Annotated in this window: 23 protein-coding genes and 1 tRNA gene; 13 read left to right on the forward strand and 11 right to left on the reverse strand. The window is 69.5% G+C overall.

Translation table 11 applies throughout. The features are described 5' to 3' along the window. Positions 1 to 3 precede the first annotated feature (3 nt). Together AYL44_RS01755 and AYL44_RS01760 are read right to left on the reverse strand one after the other, a co-directional pair. Positions 4 to 1,413 (reverse strand): PepSY-associated TM helix domain-containing protein, encoded by a 1,410-nt coding sequence (locus tag AYL44_RS01755; protein WP_157532555.1) that lies wholly within the window; start codon positions 1,411 to 1,413, stop codon positions 4 to 6. A gap of 106 nt (positions 1,414 to 1,519) precedes the next feature. Further along, positions 1,520 to 2,113: a hypothetical protein gene (locus AYL44_RS01760; RefSeq protein WP_064001544.1), complete on the reverse strand. Its 594-nt coding sequence runs from the start codon at positions 2,111 to 2,113 to the stop codon at positions 1,520 to 1,522. Between the two features lie 102 nt (positions 2,114 to 2,215). Between AYL44_RS01760 and AYL44_RS01765 the strand changes: the two genes are divergently transcribed. Continuing rightward, positions 2,216 to 2,500: a hypothetical protein gene (locus AYL44_RS01765; protein ID WP_064001545.1), complete on the forward strand. Its 285-nt coding sequence runs from the start codon at positions 2,216 to 2,218 to the stop codon at positions 2,498 to 2,500. Between the two features lie 33 nt (positions 2,501 to 2,533). Then, complete coding sequence (locus tag AYL44_RS01770) at positions 2,534 to 2,893, forward strand: hypothetical protein (RefSeq protein WP_064001546.1); 360 nt, start codon at positions 2,534 to 2,536, stop codon at positions 2,891 to 2,893. Between the two features lie 61 nt (positions 2,894 to 2,954). Here the strand turns inward: AYL44_RS01770 and AYL44_RS01775 are convergent, their stop codons facing one another. Next, positions 2,955 to 3,236, reverse strand: a complete 282-nt coding sequence (locus AYL44_RS01775; RefSeq protein WP_064001547.1) for a HesB/IscA family protein — start codon at positions 3,234 to 3,236, stop codon at positions 2,955 to 2,957. Positions 3,237 to 3,453: 217 nt separating this feature from the next. Next, entirely contained in the window at positions 3,454 to 4,302 is an 849-nt protein-coding gene (locus tag AYL44_RS01780) for a hypothetical protein (protein ID WP_064001548.1), read from the reverse strand. Between the two features lie 246 nt (positions 4,303 to 4,548). Between AYL44_RS01780 and AYL44_RS01785 the strand changes: the two genes are divergently transcribed. From AYL44_RS01785 to AYL44_RS01795, 3 genes are read left to right on the forward strand one after another with little or no spacing between them, the layout of a single operon-like run. Continuing rightward, complete coding sequence (locus tag AYL44_RS01785; protein WP_064001549.1) at positions 4,549 to 5,013, forward strand: hypothetical protein; 465 nt, start codon at positions 4,549 to 4,551, stop codon at positions 5,011 to 5,013. A 55-nt stretch (positions 5,014 to 5,068) separates the two neighbouring features. Further along, entirely contained in the window at positions 5,069 to 5,623 is a 555-nt protein-coding gene (locus tag AYL44_RS01790) for a hypothetical protein (protein ID WP_064001550.1), read from the forward strand. Between the two features lie 19 nt (positions 5,624 to 5,642). Further along, positions 5,643 to 6,539 (forward strand): TolB family protein, encoded by an 897-nt coding sequence (locus AYL44_RS01795; protein WP_064001551.1) that lies wholly within the window; start codon positions 5,643 to 5,645, stop codon positions 6,537 to 6,539. 7 nt (positions 6,540 to 6,546) lie between these two features. Here the strand turns inward: AYL44_RS01795 and AYL44_RS01800 are convergent, their stop codons facing one another. Further along, the gene (locus AYL44_RS01800) at positions 6,547 to 6,918 is read right to left on the reverse strand and encodes a hypothetical protein (RefSeq protein ID WP_064001552.1); all 372 of its coding nucleotides are present in this window, start codon (positions 6,916 to 6,918) and stop codon (positions 6,547 to 6,549) included. A gap of 82 nt (positions 6,919 to 7,000) precedes the next feature. On the opposite strand from AYL44_RS01800, the gene AYL44_RS01805 reads away from it, so the two are divergent. Both AYL44_RS01805 and AYL44_RS01810 read left to right on the forward strand, forming a co-directional pair. After that, complete coding sequence (locus AYL44_RS01805; RefSeq protein WP_064001553.1) at positions 7,001 to 7,279, forward strand: ArsR/SmtB family transcription factor; 279 nt, start codon at positions 7,001 to 7,003, stop codon at positions 7,277 to 7,279. Next, positions 7,276 to 7,665 carry a VOC family protein gene (locus AYL44_RS01810; protein WP_064001554.1) on the forward strand — a complete coding sequence of 130 codons (390 nt, stop codon included), beginning with the start codon at positions 7,276 to 7,278 and terminating at the stop codon, positions 7,663 to 7,665. The genes AYL44_RS01805 and AYL44_RS01810 overlap by 4 nt, the downstream gene beginning before the upstream one ends. 211 nt (positions 7,666 to 7,876) lie before the next feature. Here the strand turns inward: AYL44_RS01810 and AYL44_RS01815 are convergent, their stop codons facing one another. After that, positions 7,877 to 8,998 (reverse strand): GDSL-type esterase/lipase family protein, encoded by a 1,122-nt coding sequence (locus AYL44_RS01815; protein WP_064001555.1) that lies wholly within the window; start codon positions 8,996 to 8,998, stop codon positions 7,877 to 7,879. Then, positions 8,995 to 9,552, reverse strand: coding sequence for a TetR/AcrR family transcriptional regulator (locus tag AYL44_RS01820; RefSeq protein WP_064001556.1), 558 nt, complete (start codon positions 9,550 to 9,552; stop codon positions 8,995 to 8,997). The genes AYL44_RS01815 and AYL44_RS01820 overlap by 4 nt, the downstream gene beginning before the upstream one ends. Before the next feature lie 119 nt (positions 9,553 to 9,671). Here AYL44_RS01820 and AYL44_RS01825 point away from each other — a divergent pair, with 119 nt between their 5' ends. The 4 genes from AYL44_RS01825 to AYL44_RS01840 all read left to right on the forward strand — a co-directional run bounded on the left by AYL44_RS01825 (position 9,672) and on the right by AYL44_RS01840 (position 11,667). Continuing rightward, the gene (locus tag AYL44_RS01825; RefSeq protein ID WP_157532557.1) at positions 9,672 to 10,382 is read left to right on the forward strand and encodes a hypothetical protein; all 711 of its coding nucleotides are present in this window, start codon (positions 9,672 to 9,674) and stop codon (positions 10,380 to 10,382) included. Between the two features lie 32 nt (positions 10,383 to 10,414). Beyond that, positions 10,415 to 11,125 carry a hypothetical protein gene (locus AYL44_RS01830; protein WP_064001558.1) on the forward strand — a complete coding sequence of 237 codons (711 nt, stop codon included), beginning with the start codon at positions 10,415 to 10,417 and terminating at the stop codon, positions 11,123 to 11,125. Positions 11,126 to 11,146: 21 nt separating this feature from the next. Then, positions 11,147 to 11,380 (forward strand): hypothetical protein, encoded by a 234-nt coding sequence (locus AYL44_RS01835; RefSeq protein WP_064001559.1) that lies wholly within the window; start codon positions 11,147 to 11,149, stop codon positions 11,378 to 11,380. 68 nt (positions 11,381 to 11,448) lie between these two features. Next, the gene (locus tag AYL44_RS01840) at positions 11,449 to 11,667 is read left to right on the forward strand and encodes a hypothetical protein (RefSeq protein WP_064001560.1); all 219 of its coding nucleotides are present in this window, start codon (positions 11,449 to 11,451) and stop codon (positions 11,665 to 11,667) included. A gap of 4 nt (positions 11,668 to 11,671) precedes the next feature. Here the strand turns inward: AYL44_RS01840 and AYL44_RS01845 are convergent, their stop codons facing one another. Beyond that, the gene (locus tag AYL44_RS01845; protein ID WP_064001561.1) at positions 11,672 to 12,328 is read right to left on the reverse strand and encodes a hypothetical protein; all 657 of its coding nucleotides are present in this window, start codon (positions 12,326 to 12,328) and stop codon (positions 11,672 to 11,674) included. Positions 12,329 to 12,417: 89 nt separating this feature from the next. Here AYL44_RS01845 and AYL44_RS01850 point away from each other — a divergent pair, with 89 nt between their 5' ends. Beyond that, positions 12,418 to 13,242 carry a GIY-YIG nuclease family protein gene (locus tag AYL44_RS01850; protein WP_064001562.1) on the forward strand — a complete coding sequence of 275 codons (825 nt, stop codon included), beginning with the start codon at positions 12,418 to 12,420 and terminating at the stop codon, positions 13,240 to 13,242. A 9-nt stretch (positions 13,243 to 13,251) separates the two neighbouring features. Here AYL44_RS01850 and AYL44_RS01855 read toward each other — a convergent pair whose 3' ends face one another. Continuing rightward, positions 13,252 to 14,067 (reverse strand): endo alpha-1,4 polygalactosaminidase, encoded by an 816-nt coding sequence (locus tag AYL44_RS01855; protein ID WP_064001563.1) that lies wholly within the window; start codon positions 14,065 to 14,067, stop codon positions 13,252 to 13,254. A 47-nt stretch (positions 14,068 to 14,114) separates the two neighbouring features. On the opposite strand from AYL44_RS01855, the gene AYL44_RS01860 reads away from it, so the two are divergent. Then, a tRNA-Arg gene (locus AYL44_RS01860) sits at positions 14,115 to 14,186 on the forward strand. Between the two features lie 276 nt (positions 14,187 to 14,462). On the opposite strand, the gene AYL44_RS14640 is transcribed toward AYL44_RS01860, so the two are convergent. Further along, positions 14,463 to 14,957: a DnaJ domain-containing protein gene (locus AYL44_RS14640; RefSeq protein WP_197471564.1), complete on the reverse strand. Its 495-nt coding sequence runs from the start codon at positions 14,955 to 14,957 to the stop codon at positions 14,463 to 14,465. A 113-nt stretch (positions 14,958 to 15,070) separates the two neighbouring features. Next, a complete protein-coding gene (locus AYL44_RS14645; protein ID WP_197471565.1) occupies positions 15,071 to 15,478 on the reverse strand; it encodes a hypothetical protein in 408 nt (135 codons plus the stop codon). Positions 15,479 to 15,512: the final 34 nt, after the last annotated feature.

Below are 15,512 nucleotides of genomic sequence, written 5' to 3' on the forward strand. Positions count from 1 at the left end.
GCCTCACGCGGCGGCCGCGCGCCGCCGTTGCATCGCGTCGATTGCGACGTCGACCACGACGAACGCGGCGAGCGTCCAGCCGACGAGCGGCAGCGCGAGACCGATCAGCACCCCGCCGACGACCACGGCGGTGACTCCCCACCAGGGGGCGCCGTCGAGCACACCGCGACGGGGCGGCATCCCGAACCGTGCGGTCTTGGTCGGGCGGCGCTTCACCCACATGACGTAGCCGAGCACGACCATGCCGGCGATGCCGACGGCCAGCAGCAGCATGACGATCTGGTTGGCGAGGCCGAACATCGTGCCCATATGGATCGACACGCCCCACGAGGCGAGCTTGGCCGGCAGGGAGAAGTCGGCGAAGTCGACCCGGTCGACCGGCTGCAGCGTGGCGCCGTCGATCGCGACGGCGTCGAGGTGCCCGGGGAAGCCGCGGTCGATCTCCTGCACCTTCCACGCCTGATCTGGCGCGGGCGGCGGTGTGATCTGCACGAGTCCGGTGTCGATGTTGACGCGCTGCGCCGCCGCGAGCACGTCGTCGAATGTCCGCGGGTCGACGGAGAGAGCGGCGGATGCCGCGCCGTGCCCGGCGTGCTCGTCGCCGGCCGCACCTCCTCCTCCGAGACTCGTCGAGACCGCCGGCGTGCCCCAGTCGAGTGCGGCGCGCAGGTCGGTGACGTTCTGCCCGCCGTACGTCGACCAGGTGATGCCCGTCGCCGACAGGAACACGGCGCCGAGCGCGACCCAGATCCCGACCGAGGTGTGCCAGCTGAACGCCCGACGGTACCCGGTGAGCACGCGCGAGGGGCGCACGAAGTCCTTCTTCGTCCGAGCCCTCCGGATGCGGATGACCCACAGGATCACTCCGGCCACGACGACGATGCCAAGCCACGATGCGGCGAGCTCGCTGTACAGGCGCCCGGGTTCACCGAGCCCGAGGTTGCGGTGGAACGTGCTGATCGCGGTGCGCAGCGGCAGCGATCCGCTCGTGCCGTAGACGGTCTCGTCCCCGCGGATTTCGCCGGTGCCGGGATCGATGAACACGGCGCGCGACTCGCTCGCGCCCAGACCGTCCTGCGCGAACATCACGCGGGTCGTGTCGCCCGGCTCGGGAGCGGGGCGGACGGCCGACAACCTCGCAGCGTCGCCCACGTGCGCCTCGGCGAGATCGACCTGCTCGCCGAGGGTCAGCTGCGTGTCGGTGGCGGGTGCGTGCAGCTGACGCGCGTAGACGGCCTGCTCGATCGTGGGGGCGATCGCGTAGAGCGCGCCGCTGAGCGCGGCGACGAGGATGAACGGCCCGACGAGGATGCCGGCGTAGAAGTGCAGGCGCACGAGCAGTGCACCGAACCAGCCGGGACGTCGCGCGGGTCGAGGGGGAGAGGGGGGAGGGGTGGGAAGGGTGGCGGTCATGATCGCTTTCGAAGAGAAGAGGGGATGCCGAGGCGGCGGGGAGCGCGCCGGCGGACGGCGCAGCGCGCCGCGGCATCCCTCATCGAGAGCGGGACGGCGGCGCGGGTCAGATCGTGAGCGCGCGCGGTGGGCCGCGTCGGGCCGGAACCCGGAGGGCGACCGAGCGCAGCACCGGCACGGTGGCGGGTGCCGCCGCGAGAGCGGGCCGGTCGACGGCGCCGAGAACGAGGACGGCGGCGAGGATGCGACGGCGCGCCCAGCGGGCGAGGTCCGCCGCGACGGCGAGCAGGCGCCGCGCCGCGCGCTCGCCACGGTGCAGCACCGCGACGGTGACCAGCGCGGCGACCCCGTGCAGGACCCACATGAGCGGGTCGGCGTGCATCGCGGCGGGGGCCGCGGCATCCGTCATCACGGGCAGGTGGTGCGCGTGCGCCGCGCCCGACGGGGTGACGGCGCCCAGGACGAACAGCGTGTGGAAGAGCAGCTGACTCGCGGTCACCGAGACGGCGAGCCGGACGAGCGACAGGTGGCGTCCCGCGAGGGCGGTGCAGACGGCGACCGACAGCACGAGCGGCACTGCGACACCGAGCCAGCCCGGCATCGCGCCGCCGGCGGCGACGTGCGAGAGGAGTGCGGCCCACGTGGCGACGGATGCCGCGACTCCGCCGCGAGCGACGCGGGAGAGACGGGAGGGGCGCACGCGTCCATCATCGCAGGAGTGTTCCTGCCGAGATTGCAACCCCTGGGATCGCGTCGACCCGCGCCCGTACCGTGAGGGGACGATCGAGGGTCGGAGGCCACCATGTCGAACCAGGCACAACGGAACGCAGCGATGCAGCGGAAGCAGATGGGCTCGGGCGCGTTCATCGCGATCTTCATCAGCCTCGTGTTCCTCGTCGTCGCGGCGGGCTTCGCGATCCTCGGGGTGCTGTTCATCACCAACCCGATGCCCGTGATCGTGCTGGGTGTCCTGATGCTGATCGGAGCCGTCGTGCTCCTCGCGACGAGCGGCGCCTGCATCGTCGCGAGTGTGCAGGCGATCGCCCGCCCGGCGAAGGCGAAAGCGCGCGTCGACCGCATGGCGTGACGAGCTGACGCCGATCGGTGCGAGGATCGGCGGATGCTGGCTGATGTGCTCGAGTTCCTCGGCGAGGCGGTCGTGGGAGTGCGCGAGGCTCTCCGGGGCCCGCGCTTCATCCACGGTCGCTTCCGGTTGATCGACGGCGCGGCGGACGGGATGGCGCGCGGCGAGGAGATCTCGGCGGAAGCGATCGTCGATCACCGCACCATCACGCTCGGCGAGCTCGAGCTGACGGGCGTCGCGGTCTCATCACAGGCGCTGCGGATCTCCTATCTCGACGACATCGACCAGCGTGCGCAGGTGGTGCGCATCGAGTTCGACGGCGGTGGCGGGGAGTGGACGATTCCGGCATCCGTGGATATGCGGAGACTCCGCAAGCGCATCGGCGCCTCGTTCTGACCCGGCCCGGACGCGCGAAAGCCCCGAACCGATCGGTCCGGGGCTCTCGGGAAGTTTGGGCTCAGACGGCCTGCGCGAGGGCGAAGCCGACGGCGCCGTCCTCCTGCACGCGGGCGTCGAGGATGCGGTCGTCGAGCGCGACCGCGGCGGCCGGGTCGACGAACACGCGGGCGCCGTCGCTCTCGACGACGGTGTCGCCCTCGGCGGGGGCCGGGGCGAGGGAGAGGGCGTACCCGTTCTGCGGGTCGGCGGCCTCGGCGATGCGGATTCCACCGGTCTCGGTGGGGATCTGCGAGGCGAGGCTCTTGACGGCACTGCTGGCGTTCTCGGTGAGAGTGAGCATGATGCTCCCTTCCGTGGATTGCGGGCGTGAGCCGGCCACGATTCCGAGAATCGGATCGTCCTGCAACCGCTGACACGCCTTACCGCGGCACTCACACGGTTTACGGAGGTTCGCGGGAGCGAACTGCGGGCGTCATCTGAACCGCGCAGAACTCAGTTCAGATGAAAGTGGGCGGAGGCCGAGGCAACAGCCCCGGCCTCCGCCCACTTCAGCGATGTCACTTGATCGCGACGAAGATCTTGTCTGCGATCATGCCCGGGCTGACGGCGAGGACGCCGTCTGCAGGCGCGGGGACCTGGATGGTGCGGTTGCCGGTTGCAGAGGCTCCCTCGTAGAGCGGGCTCAAGGAATCGAGCTCGTCCGGACCGACCACGAGCTTCTCGAATGCATCGACGGTGACACCATCTGCGGTCACGTAGTCGATCCCGACGAAGGCGGGAGACTGCCCGTCGGGGTCATTGCCGGTGTAAGTGATCGTCACGTTGACCGAGATGTAGACGGTGCCCTCGTCGGCGGGCTCGTTGAACTCGTTCTCCGCGGCGACCTCCTCGTTGGCGTCGAGATCGACGGAATTGACGACGACCGTCCAGTCCTCGCCCTCGATCGGAGCACCGAGAGGTGCGGGGTTGGCGCGAGTTCCCACCTCATCGCCAGCAGCTTCCTCGGTGTCCGCAGGCTGCTCCTCGTCGGTCTCCTCGACGACCGTCGAGTCGCCGACGGACGACTCGGAGCCTCCGAACGAGTCGTTGAAGGCGGTAGCGACCACGGTCACGAAGACGATCACACCCACGATCGTGCCGACGATCGAGACGATCACCGCTGTGATCGCCTGCCACTTGGGCTTCCCGGACATGAAGAGTCCGACGATGCCGAGAATGAATCCGACGGGCAGCAGGACCCATCCGACGATGAGAGCGCCCGGGATGCAAGCGAAAATGAAGCCGATCGCCGCGATGATGAGCGCGACGATGCCCACTGTGTTGCGGGCTTTTTTGACAGGTGCCTGCTGAATCGGCTGCGAAGCCGGAGCGGGCGCGCCCTGATACGGCGGCGGAGTAGTGGTCATGAAGAACCCCCAGGGTGGTGCGGTGGAGCAGCACGGCGGGTCGGGTGCGGACCATGTCCCCGTCCGCCCCGCGTGCCATATGAATCTTTAACCTATCTCTTAGGGAAGACACACGTTTGTCACAGGAACAGCACGATGCGGTTGCGGAGGACCGTCGCGGACTGACTCCCGGGATCATCCGCCCGGCGTACGCGGGTCATCACGCGGGCCGATTCCCCGCGGCGGCGCAGCGGCTTGGCTGGAGTCATGTCCTCTCGCACTGCATCCTCGTCATCCCGCCGTCTCCGTCTCGCTGCTGCTGCCGGCCTCGTCGCGCCGCTGCTCGCCCTGACCCTCGCCGCCTGCAACCCGATGGACGTGCTCGAGAAGGTGCACTCCGAGGAGTTCGTCGACCGCGCCGCCGCCGAGAAGGGCTGGGTCGGGGTGGCCATGCCCGAGTGGATCCCGGCGGATGCCACGAAGATCAAGAACACCGCGACGAACAACGAGACCAACTCGGTCATCGCCGTCGAGGGTGGCAGCGCTCCGGAGGGGTGCGAGAAGAAGGAGCGCCTGGCGCTGCCGTTCGACGACCGCTACGGCGAGCTCGGCGAACCGCTGCCGTCGACGGTGTTCGCGTGCGAGCCGTACGAGGTCGTCCAGACCGAGACGGGCTGGCTCGGCTGGTTCAACGCGCGCGAGGAGAATCAGACCCCTGACGACCTCCGGTGAGACACTGGAGCCTCGATCTCTCGGGGAGGCAACGATGGCGCGGATGAGGATGCCGGTGGCCGGCGCGTGTACCGGTGCGCTCGCCGCCGTCGCGGCGCTGCTGCTCGCGGGGTGCGCACCCGAGCCCGTGCCGACACCCACGGCATCCGTGTCGTCTCCGGCACCGACCGCGTCTGCGCCGTCCCCGTCGGCCACGCCCTCCGCGTCGCCGACGCCGAGCGCGACCCCGACGCCGAGCGCGACCCCGACGCCGAACGGTCCGCCGGCGACGCGTCCCGTCGAGCCGCCGACCGGCACCGATCCCGATGCCGCCGGAATGAGCGCCGCGCAGGCGGGCCAGCTGTGCGCCGCCGAGCAGCGGAACGGGCTGGGCGCGGGCGACACGCAGGTCGGGGACCCGACGGCGTACGAGCGCACGGTCGACCCGCAGTGGTACGTGACGATCCTCGCCGAGAACGAGTTCGGGCAGTACTACCAGGAGTGCGTCCTCGGGGGCTCCGCCGACGACCCGGAGTGGTCAGTCGTGCAGCAGACGCCGAAGGATCAACTCACGAAGGCGCATGTAGAGCACATGCGCACCGAGAACGAGGGGTTCGACGACGACCACTGACCGCCGGATACGGTGAGGCATGGCCATCACCGTTTTTCCGCCGCGCGACTTCGCCCTCGACGGACAGCGCTGCCGCGTGCACGTGTACGACGTCGTCACGGGCACCGACCGCATCGTGTTCGAGACCGACGACATCCTGCTCGAAGCGCCGAACTGGGCGCCGGAGGGTCTACTGCTGAACGGTGCCGGCAAGCTGTGGTCGCTCGAAGCGGATGCCGAGGCCGGCGATATCAGCGAAGTGCCGCTCACCGGCATCCCACCCATCAACAACGATCACGTGCTGGTGCCCGGAACGGCCGACATCCTGCTGTCGGCCAACGACGGCCAGATCTACCGTGCGCCGCGCGCCGGCGGAGAAGGCGTGCGGATCACGGATCCGGACGACCCGTTCATGCACTTCCTTCACGGGGTGAGCCCGGATGCCGCGTGGATCGCGTACACGGCGCTGTCGATCGACGACGGGCGGGTGCTGTCGGCTGACCTGCGCACGGCCCGGATCGACGGGTCGGATGATGAGGCGCTCACGACGGGCGAGGTCGCCGACGGCAGCGAGTGGGCGCCCGACGGATCGTGGATCTACCTGAACACCGAACAGTTCTCCGAGACGCCCGGGCACGCCCAGATCGCGCGGATGCACCGCGACCGGTCGCAGCTCGAGCAGCTGACGTTCGACGACCGCGTGAACTGGTTCCCGCACCCGTCGCCGACGGGCCGGGATGCGGTCTACATCAGCTTCCCGCCGGGGACGCAGGGGCACCCGGCCGATCTCGAGGTCGAGCTGCGGCTCGTGCGGAACGGTCACTGGCGGCATCCCGAGACCGTCGCGACGGTGTTCGGCGGGCAGGGGACGATCAACGTGAACAGCTGGACCCCCGACGGGTCGCGGTTCGCGTATGTCGACTATCCGGTGGGCTGAGGCGCCGTCAGCAGTCGACCTCGGGGACGGGTTGACCGTCGAGGGTGACGACGGAGCGGTCGTAGAGCGGCCCGTCGAGTTGCGCGACCAGAGTCGCCGGCGAGGCGTCCGCCGGGTACGAGCCCGAGCCCGTGAGATAGACGGAGAGGAAGACCTGCCCCAGGGTTCCGGCCTGGCGCGCCTCGGCGGACTCGACTCCGCGCCCGGACTCGTAGGTGATGGTGATCAGCTCGGGGTCGTCGGAGCACATCGCGTAGCCGATGGCCGGAACCGCCTGCTCCCAGGTGGGCGCGCATGCCGAGAGCAGGAGGGCCGTTGCCGCGAGGAGGGCAGCGACGACTCGACGTGACGGGGTGTGGGGCTGCGCAGCATCGCTCACACGCGCACGCTATCGGCCGGTGCGACCGTTTCGCTAGGACGAGGTCTTGATAGGCAAGTAGGTACTTACCTATACTCGCGGCATGGGCGACGTCTACAGGGCTCTCGCCGACGAGACGCGTCGGATGATCCTCGACGACCTCGCTGAGCGCGACGAGCAGACGCTGTTCGAGCTGTGCGTCCGTCTCGCCGAGCGGGGTGTGACGCCGACTCGGCAGGCGGTGTCGCAGCACCTCGCCGTCCTCGAAGAGGCGGGGCTCGTGCACAGCGAGCGTCGCGGCAAGTTCAAGTTCCACACCATCGACACCCGGCCGCTCGCGCAGATCGCGGAACGCTGGCCCCTTCCGTCAGGAGATTCATGAAGATTCAGACCGTCAGCGTGTTCGTCGACGACCAACAGCGCGCGCTCGAGTTCTACACCGAGAAGCTCGGTTTCACCGTCGCCGCCGACGTCCCGATGGGGGAGTTCCGCTGGCTGACCGTCGTCGACCCGGCCTCGCCCGACGGCACCCAGCTGTCGCTCGAGCCGAAGGGTCACCCCGCGGTGTCGCCGTTCACCGACGCGCTGCTCGAGGACGGCATCCCGTTCTTCGTCCTCGGTGTCGACGACGTCGCGGCCGAGCACGACCGACTGCAGGGGCTGGGCGTCGAGTTCACGCAGGCGCCGATCGATCACGGCCCGGTGGTGACAGCGGTGTTCAGCGACACCGTCGGGAACCTGCTGCAGCTCGCGCAGTACAAGGGCTGAGGTCGGCGGCGTCCGGGTCGGGGTGGCGTCCGGGTCCGGGCGGCGGGCGGGTCGCGGCGTCCTGCGGGGTTCGGAGAGCGTTCGGGCGGGGGCATCCTGCGCCGAATCATCACCCGACTGCCGAATCACCATCGAGGTGGGCGCATTCCCGTGGTGATTCGGCACGCGAGTGGTGATTCGGCGCCCAACGGGGGCCGGCTCAGCGGCCCGCTCAGAACGCGATCGCCGCGAACCGCTCGCCGATGAGGCGGTGCGCCTCGGGGCTGGGGTGGAGTCGGTCGGGGAGCGGGTGGGTGGCGGCATCCGCTTCGCCGTAGAGGGTGAGGCCGTCGACGAGGTGCAGGTTCGGGTCGTTCCGGCGGGCGTAGACCTCGCCGAGGGCGTCGCGGATGACGCGGAGCGTGAGGCGTCCGCCGGCGGTGTCGCCGGGGGTGCCGGCCGCGCCAAAGAGCAGCGTGCTGGTGGCGAAGGATTCGGGCTCGATGATGCCGGGGCCGGGGGTGTCTTCGTGGATGCCGCACCAGATCGGCGTGATGAGGTGCAGGGGCGTCTCGGGGTGGCCGTCGCGGATGGTATCGAGGAAGCCGTGCACCGCCGGGACGAACGCGCGCAGCCGCATGGCGTCGGCGTTGACGACATTGATCCCGAGCGCGACGCTGATGACGTCGGCCGGGCTGTCGCGGATGACGCGCGCCATGAAGGGGTCGACCTGCGCGCTGCCGCCGACGCCGAGGTTGCGCAGGTCGAGTCCGGCATGCCGGGCGGCGAGCGAGACCCAGGTGCGGCTCGGCTGCGTCGCGTTGGAGCCCTGGCTGATCGAGCTGCCGTGGTGCACCCAGCGCGGTGGCTCGGTCGTGTCGGGGGAGGCGGTCGCGTCGGCGCGCAGCGCGATGAGCTCAATCGCCTCGTTGTGCGGCAGCCAGAGCTCGACGAGCTTGTCGCGCGGGTCGAGTCCGTTGACGGTGATGCGCTGGGCCGGTCCTTCGACGAGCTGGCGGATGCCGGTGGCCGGGTCGGTGTCGAGAGTGTCGCCGCCGTCGAGCTCGACGCTGGCGTGCAGGGCGCCGTCGATGCGGACGTCGACGCGTCCGCGCGGGCGCGAGAGTCCGCGCAGGGTCGCGCGCGTCGAGTGGAGGTCGAGTTCGAGACGGGATGCCGCGGTCCGCACCGCGATGCGCGCGCCGGCGGGCTGCGCCTCGACGCCGAGCAGCTGCGGCTCGGGGTACTGGGTGCGGACCCAGGCGGGCAGGCGGTGCAGGCGCAGGCCGCGGCTCGTGGGTTCGAGCTCGGCGAGTCCGCGGACGGTGGTCGTGTCGAGGGTGATGTCGATCATGCGGGGTCCTTGGTGGTCCAGGTGCGGAGCGCGCGGTCGAGGGCGTCGAGGGCGCGGTTCCACGAGGTGTCGGTGGTCTCGTCGCGGTGGGCGAACGACGAGGCGGATTCGAGGGCGAGGTAGCCGGCGATCGTGGCGCTCGCGAAGCGCACCGCGTGGACGGTCTCGCGTTCGGGCAGCGCGTAGTCGCCCAGCGAGCCGACGACGAGCGCCGAGATGCGGGATGCCGCCGGCGCGGTGATCTCGTTGCGGTCGACCGGCTGCGAGATCATCGCCCAGCGCGCCGGATGCGCGAACGCGTAGGTGCGTTGCGCGTCCGCGAGCTCGCGGAGGGTGGGGGACTCGCCGATGGTGTCGGCGAGCTCGGTGAAGACGGCGGCCTGGACGGCGCTGCGGAGCGCCGCGAGGTCGCGGACGTGCGCGTAGAGGCTGGCGGTCTGCACACCGACGCGGCGGGCGAGCGCCGACATCGAGAGCGCGCCCGGTCCGTCGGCGTCGATGAGGTCGAGCGCCGCCCGGGTGAGGGCGTCGGGGGAGAGGTTCGCGCGGGGCACGAGGAGTTAACCTACACCCTTTAGGTTTGAAGTGTCGATCGCGGCCGGATCGTAATCCCGCGCCTGACCCCCCCGCGCTACGTTCAGCGGAAGGGGATCGCTCGGGCGGAGGGGCACGCATGGCCGGCAGTGGGACGAGGCGGTGGCGGATCGTCGTGACGGTCGTGGCGGTGCTGGGTCTGCTCGCCGTCGGCGCGTCCGCGGCGTCGGCTGCTGAGGGCGACACTCCCGCCGACGTGGTCGCCGCGTTCTCGGTGGAAGAGTCGGTCGCGCTCGGGTCGGACGAGGCGAGCGGCCTTGGACGTCTCGCGGATGCGGCATCCATCGGCACCGTGCACCGGGTGCACGCGTGGAGCGCGTCGCTGATCGCGGGGGAGGCGGGCGACCCGGTGTCGGCGATGGACGAGTGGGTGGCGCCGGTCCTGTCCGCGTCGGGCGAGGCTGTCGGTGTCTACCGGGTGTGGCGTGAGACGCCGGATTCCGAGGCGACGTTCGCCGGAGTCGACGGGGATGCCGCGACCGCCGCGGCGCTCGCCGAGGTCGCTGCCGGCACGACGGTCATCGAAGACCCGACCATCGCCGCCTGGTACACGCTGGAGGCGGGGATGGTGACGCCGGTGGGTTCCGCGCGGTTCGACGACATCCGTGTGGCGACGCCGATCGACCGGGTGGCGGAGATCGTGTCGGCCCGGTTCGCGCAGAATGTGCGGGATGCGGCGCCGCCGGTGGGCCTCTCCTACGGGAGCTGGATGTGGGCCGGCATCGCGCTGCTGGTGATGGCGGCGGTCGGGGTTGGCCTCGTGGTGCGGCGGCGGCGCCTGCCGGCGTGAGGGAGGGATTGCACGCGTGGGAGCATGACGGCATGGATCCTGAGGATGAGCTGCCGCGACTCCACCATCACGCTGTCGACCCCGCTGCGCTCGAGGGTGAGGGTGAACCATTCGTCGAGCTCGTGCGCAGGTGCGGTGCCGACCCGATTCCGGTGCCGGTGGCGCAGGGGTGGCGGATCCTTCGGCAACACGAGTCGAGCGCCGTCATCGGCGCTCCGGCCGACGCTGACCGTCAGACGTGGTGGGTGGGTACCGTCCACGAGGGCGAGAGCGTCTGGGCCGAGGAAAGCCCCGCGCGGCTTCGCGGAAGCTACGCCGAGCGGCGGCGCGGCTTGGCGCTGCGGTGGCCGGCAGGTCAGCGGACGGATGCCGGGCCCGACGGCTTCGCGATCGACATCGTCAATGAGGGGGAGCGGCGGTGGGAACCTGACGGCGCCGCGTTCCACGTCGTCGGTGCGGTGGCGGGGCCGGAAGAGTCGCGCGTTGTGATGCACTGGGCTGCTTCCGACGGGACGCCGGCGGTGGCGCTCGAACCCGGTGAGTACGCGCGCGTCCCGGTCGTGATCGACCGGGGGTCGTGGGCGCAGTTAGAGCCGGGCGAAGCGACCCTGCACGCGTGGCTGGTGCCGCTTCGGGTGAAGGGCGAGCCGCTGCCGATCATCGTCACCGCGGCATCCATCGACGCCCTTCGTCCGAGCGAGAGGTGGGAGGACTCGGGCTGGTCGCTGCGGGAGATGACGTAGGAACTGAACCAGCAACGCGCGGTGTCGGATGCCGCATCCCGCCTCCTGGACATCGTCGCCGCACTCGAGGGGACGACGACCGACGACGAGGCTGTCGCCGCGATCGCTGCGCGCCTGGAGGTCGACGAGTCGGCGGCGGGCGCCATCTTCAACGCTTTCCTGCGGGACCTGCACCCGGCATCGGCGGACGACCGTCGCGAGCGGATCGCCGAGCTCGAGCAGATGATGCAGCAGGAGCGCAACGTAGCCGACTGAATCCGTCGCGCGGGGGAGGTCCGCTGTGTGCGGCCAGGCCTAGCCTCGAACCGCGGAAGGAATGAACCATGACGGAAGAGAAGGCTGAGGTACCTGTCGCGGTCTGGTACTTCGTCGGAGCGACGTTCGCCGGAGTGGCGCCCGGGCTGTTCTTGAACGGCGCGGAGTGGTGGGTGAAGCTGCTGTTCGTTCCCGTGGCGCTCGGTTTGATCGTCGCCGGCTTCGTGCATCTGCGGCGCGAGACCGGGTCGGGCAAGAACGAGGGTGAGCAGCCGCCGACGGAGTGACGCGTCAGGACTGCCCGGGCTCCCACGGGAACGGGTTGAAAATGAAATTCTCCTGCAGGGTGAAGTCGCCCTCGCGCATGCCGCTGTAGACGCCGTCGTACCAGTCCTCGGGAGACGTGCCTGCGTAGTTGTTCGGGAACGCGTCCGAAAGGTAGGCATCGCGGACGACGTCGAGGTAGCCGATGGCGGCATCGTCGTCTCCCCGGTCGAAGGCGGCGCGCGCGGCGTCGACGTTGGCGTACTCGAAGTAGCTCCAGATGCGGTTGGCGGTGACGACCTCGGCCCAGTTCGGCCCGTCTTCGGGGCGGTCGTAGTAGCCCGGGTCGACGGGGAAGGAGTACCCGGCCGGGAGCGGGAAGGGGAACGCCGTCGCCGCGGCGCGGTAGTACTCGAGGATGCCGTCGAGGTCGCGGTGCAGCATGTGGTTGGGGTTCGCCTGCATGTAGGTGTCGGCGTACTCCGCGGGGGAGACCGGCTCGGAGGGGAGGCCCTCCCAGTCGGGGGCGTGGGGGCCTGCGGGGTCGGCGGGCTCGGGTGCTGCGGGGGTCTCGGCAGGCTTGTCGCTCGTCGCGACGATTTCCATGGCCGAGCACGCCGTGAGCGATCCCGCCGCGAGGAGCGCCGTGGTGGCGAGGGCGAGGATCGTCGAGGCGCGGCGCATGGGGGCAGTCTGGCAGACGGGGTGGTGGGTGCGCCGCCCGATGAGGTGAAGGGACGAGAAGCACGACGTAACCTCGCCTTGTGACAGACATGCCCTATGACGCTGCCGAAGCGGTGCCGCCGTTGAGCCCGACGGAAGAGATCGCGAACCTCATACGGAACAACGACGGACGGCTCGGTGAGGTATTCCGGCTGGACGAGCAGGGCTTCGCGCCCGACGAGATCGCTCAGCAGCTCAATGTCGCAACCGTGGGCTTTGTCTACTCCTACCGGACGTACGCCAACGCTGCTCTGCACGGCAAGGTGCCAGGCGGGTCCACGCTTCGGAAGGCGACGCTCAGTTCGCTGAACTCTCTGGTGAAAGCCGGGCGTGACGTCTTGTCTCGCGACGCCATGCAGCTTCTCTTGGCGCATCGATCTGCCGTCGAGGCAGCCGAGTTGGACGCTGGGCAGACCGTTCAGGAGGTCGAGGACAACGAGCAGCAGGAACGCGACGCTCTCTCGACTTTGGAGCGGCTTCGTGCGGTTCCCGGGATCTATGCGTTCTCCTACGGTTGGTATCTCGAGAGCCCCGTCGATCACGCTCGGGGCAACACCCTCATCAAGGTCGGGCGCGCCGAGGATGTCAGCGCCCGTATTAAGCAGCATTCGAGTGGAGCCAGAGCCCACATGCCAGAACCGCTCGCGCTCCTCCGTGTCTATTCCGTCGGGACACCGGAGCTCGTTCACACGGAGCGAATGTTCCATCAGCTTCTCGACACTGCGGGGCATGGTAATCCGCGGCGCCGTGGCCTCAATCGCAGCGAGGTAGGAAAGGAGTGGTTCCTCACGAACGAGGACTTCCTCGACACGATTGCCAAGGCGCTGAATCTGACGACGCTCTACATCGGTCGGTCAGAGTTCGCCGACGAGTAGCCGCGACGTTCAGCCGCAGGTCTCGAACACATACGCAGAGTCATCCGGCGTGACGAGGTCCCGGTCTCGCAGGACGACGGATGCCGGTGTCTCCGGGTCGGCGCAGACCTCGTCCCACGGGCGGGGGAGGTTGTCGGTGTACTCGATCACGAGCACGTGGTCGCCGTAGACCTCGGTGTAGGCGGAGCACTCCTCGTAGGCCGCGCACTCCTCGACGACGGCGAAGTCGAAGCCGGCGCGCGAGTGGAGGAGGGAGGCATCCTCGGCGGCGTTCTTCTGTCCGGCGGCGAGTCCGACGTCGTGCGCGGTGTCGACGAGCAGGGTCGCGAGGTCGAGGGCGTCGTCGCGGGTGAGGGCGCCGTCGGTGCGGGTGTAGGTGTCGAGGTTGTCGAACTCGACGGCGTCGAACCCGTCGGACGCGCAGTCGCGGATCCACGGTCCGACGATCTTCGCGATCTCGTCTGCCTTGCGGGTGTCGAGGATGACCTCGTCCGGCCAGTCCGGGTCGATGACCGGCTCACCGTCGTCATCGCGCAGGAGGAGATCGTCGGGCCAGGCGTCGAGCTCACCCGGCTGCGTCTGGAAGCCGTTGACGTAACAGACGGAGTAGAGGTCATCGACGGATGCCGCGGCCCGGTCGCGCACGACGATGTCGACCCCGTCGGGTGGGTCGTACGCGCCGCCGAGCTGGTAGTCGAGCTGACCTCCAGCGGGCGGCAGCTGCGGTCCGGCGGGCGGATCGTGCGGTGGCGGCGATTGGCCGGCGCACCCGGTGAGCAGCACCGCGGCCGCGGCGAGCAGGGGGAGAGCGCGCCGGACGGTCATGTCGCGAACCTACCGGACGTCGGGGGGTCGGTAGACTCGACGGGCCAGCCTCTGTAGCTCAATGGAAGAGCAGTTCCGTCCTAAGGAAACGGTTGGGGGTTCGAGTCCCTCCAGGGGCACAGTCATTCTTTGCCCGCATTCTGATATTTCGGCGGGCCGAAAATGAGGGCCTTCAACGGCCTGCGCGCGACGTCTGAGAGAAACAATCGTAGACGTACCCAAACTGGGTGCCTTCGGCAGGGTCCGTGAACACGAAGACGGAGTTGGACGTGTTGCTCGGAACGATGCCGCCAGACTGGACGCTCCCGCCGTGCTCCACCACGAGATCTGCACGCGTGACGATGTCACCAGCGCGGAGGCGAAAGGCGGACGACGACACGTGATCAACCTATCGATCAGATGGAGTCGAGCGCGATGATCGTTCCACCCACAAGAGCGGCGACGACGAGGCCGAGTGTGGACCAGACGATTACCCGTGTCCAGTCGACATAGCGGGGCGATCGAACGCCAGGCCCGAACCCGGCCGCGTCCGTCCATGCCACATACTCGTCGAATCGCATCGTTACACGAGGCGGGGGCGGAGTCGGTTGTGGCGACCCCGAGGCTGTCGGTGGGACCATGCGCGGGCCCGCCGATGAGCGCGTCGGCTTCTGCTCATCAGACCGCGGCGGTTCCTTCCGCAGCGGGTCACTGACGTAGCGGACAAGGATGTCGCGGGCCTCGCGCGCGTTGTGGAACTCTCGGCCAAGCCGCGCTCGATCTGCGTCATCGGCGTCCGGACGGAGATCGGGATGCAGCGCCCGCGCCCGACGCCGGAATGCGTCGCGAATTTCTTCGACGGATGCCGCAGTCGTGACACCGAGGTAGGCGCGCGCTTCATCCAGGGTCATGTCATCGCCGTCAGATAGCGCTGGTACTTGCGTGTGAGTCGCTGCTGCCGGCCCCGTTGTGCCACGACCGCGAACTGAACAAGCAGTGTCTTCGACATCCGGGCCTTGAGCGACTAGTGAACGATGAGAAATGCGAGCGACGCCGCCGCCGCAGCGGACCACGCAACGATCCGGAGCATCGGCGAAAATCCGAGGAACGCGGCGCCGGCGAATGCCACGAGCCACAGTGCCGCACACCAGTTTGAGAGACGCGCCCAGATCGCGATCGAGGCGTAGTACGCCCCCGTTGTCTGCGCCCACAGCTTGTTCGGCACCCAGTACCGCCATTGTGACGGCGCTGCGGCCACGCTCGGTACGGGTGTCCAGCCCTCCGGAGGCTGCCACAGCGCGTTGTCGCGAATCCACTTGTCGGTCGGGCTCGGCCAGCCTGGCGGCACGCGGAAGTCCGCAGGTACTCCGCGCACGCGGATCCGCTTCGATCGTCCGATCAACGTCGTCGTCCTCCCCAGAAAACGGGACATCGTCGCCGCCAGACTAGCGCGGCGTGCGCCGAAG

The organism is Microbacterium oleivorans (genome assembly GCF_001644225.1).
GTDB classification, from domain to species: domain Bacteria; phylum Actinomycetota; class Actinomycetes; order Actinomycetales; family Microbacteriaceae; genus Microbacterium; species Microbacterium gawkjiense.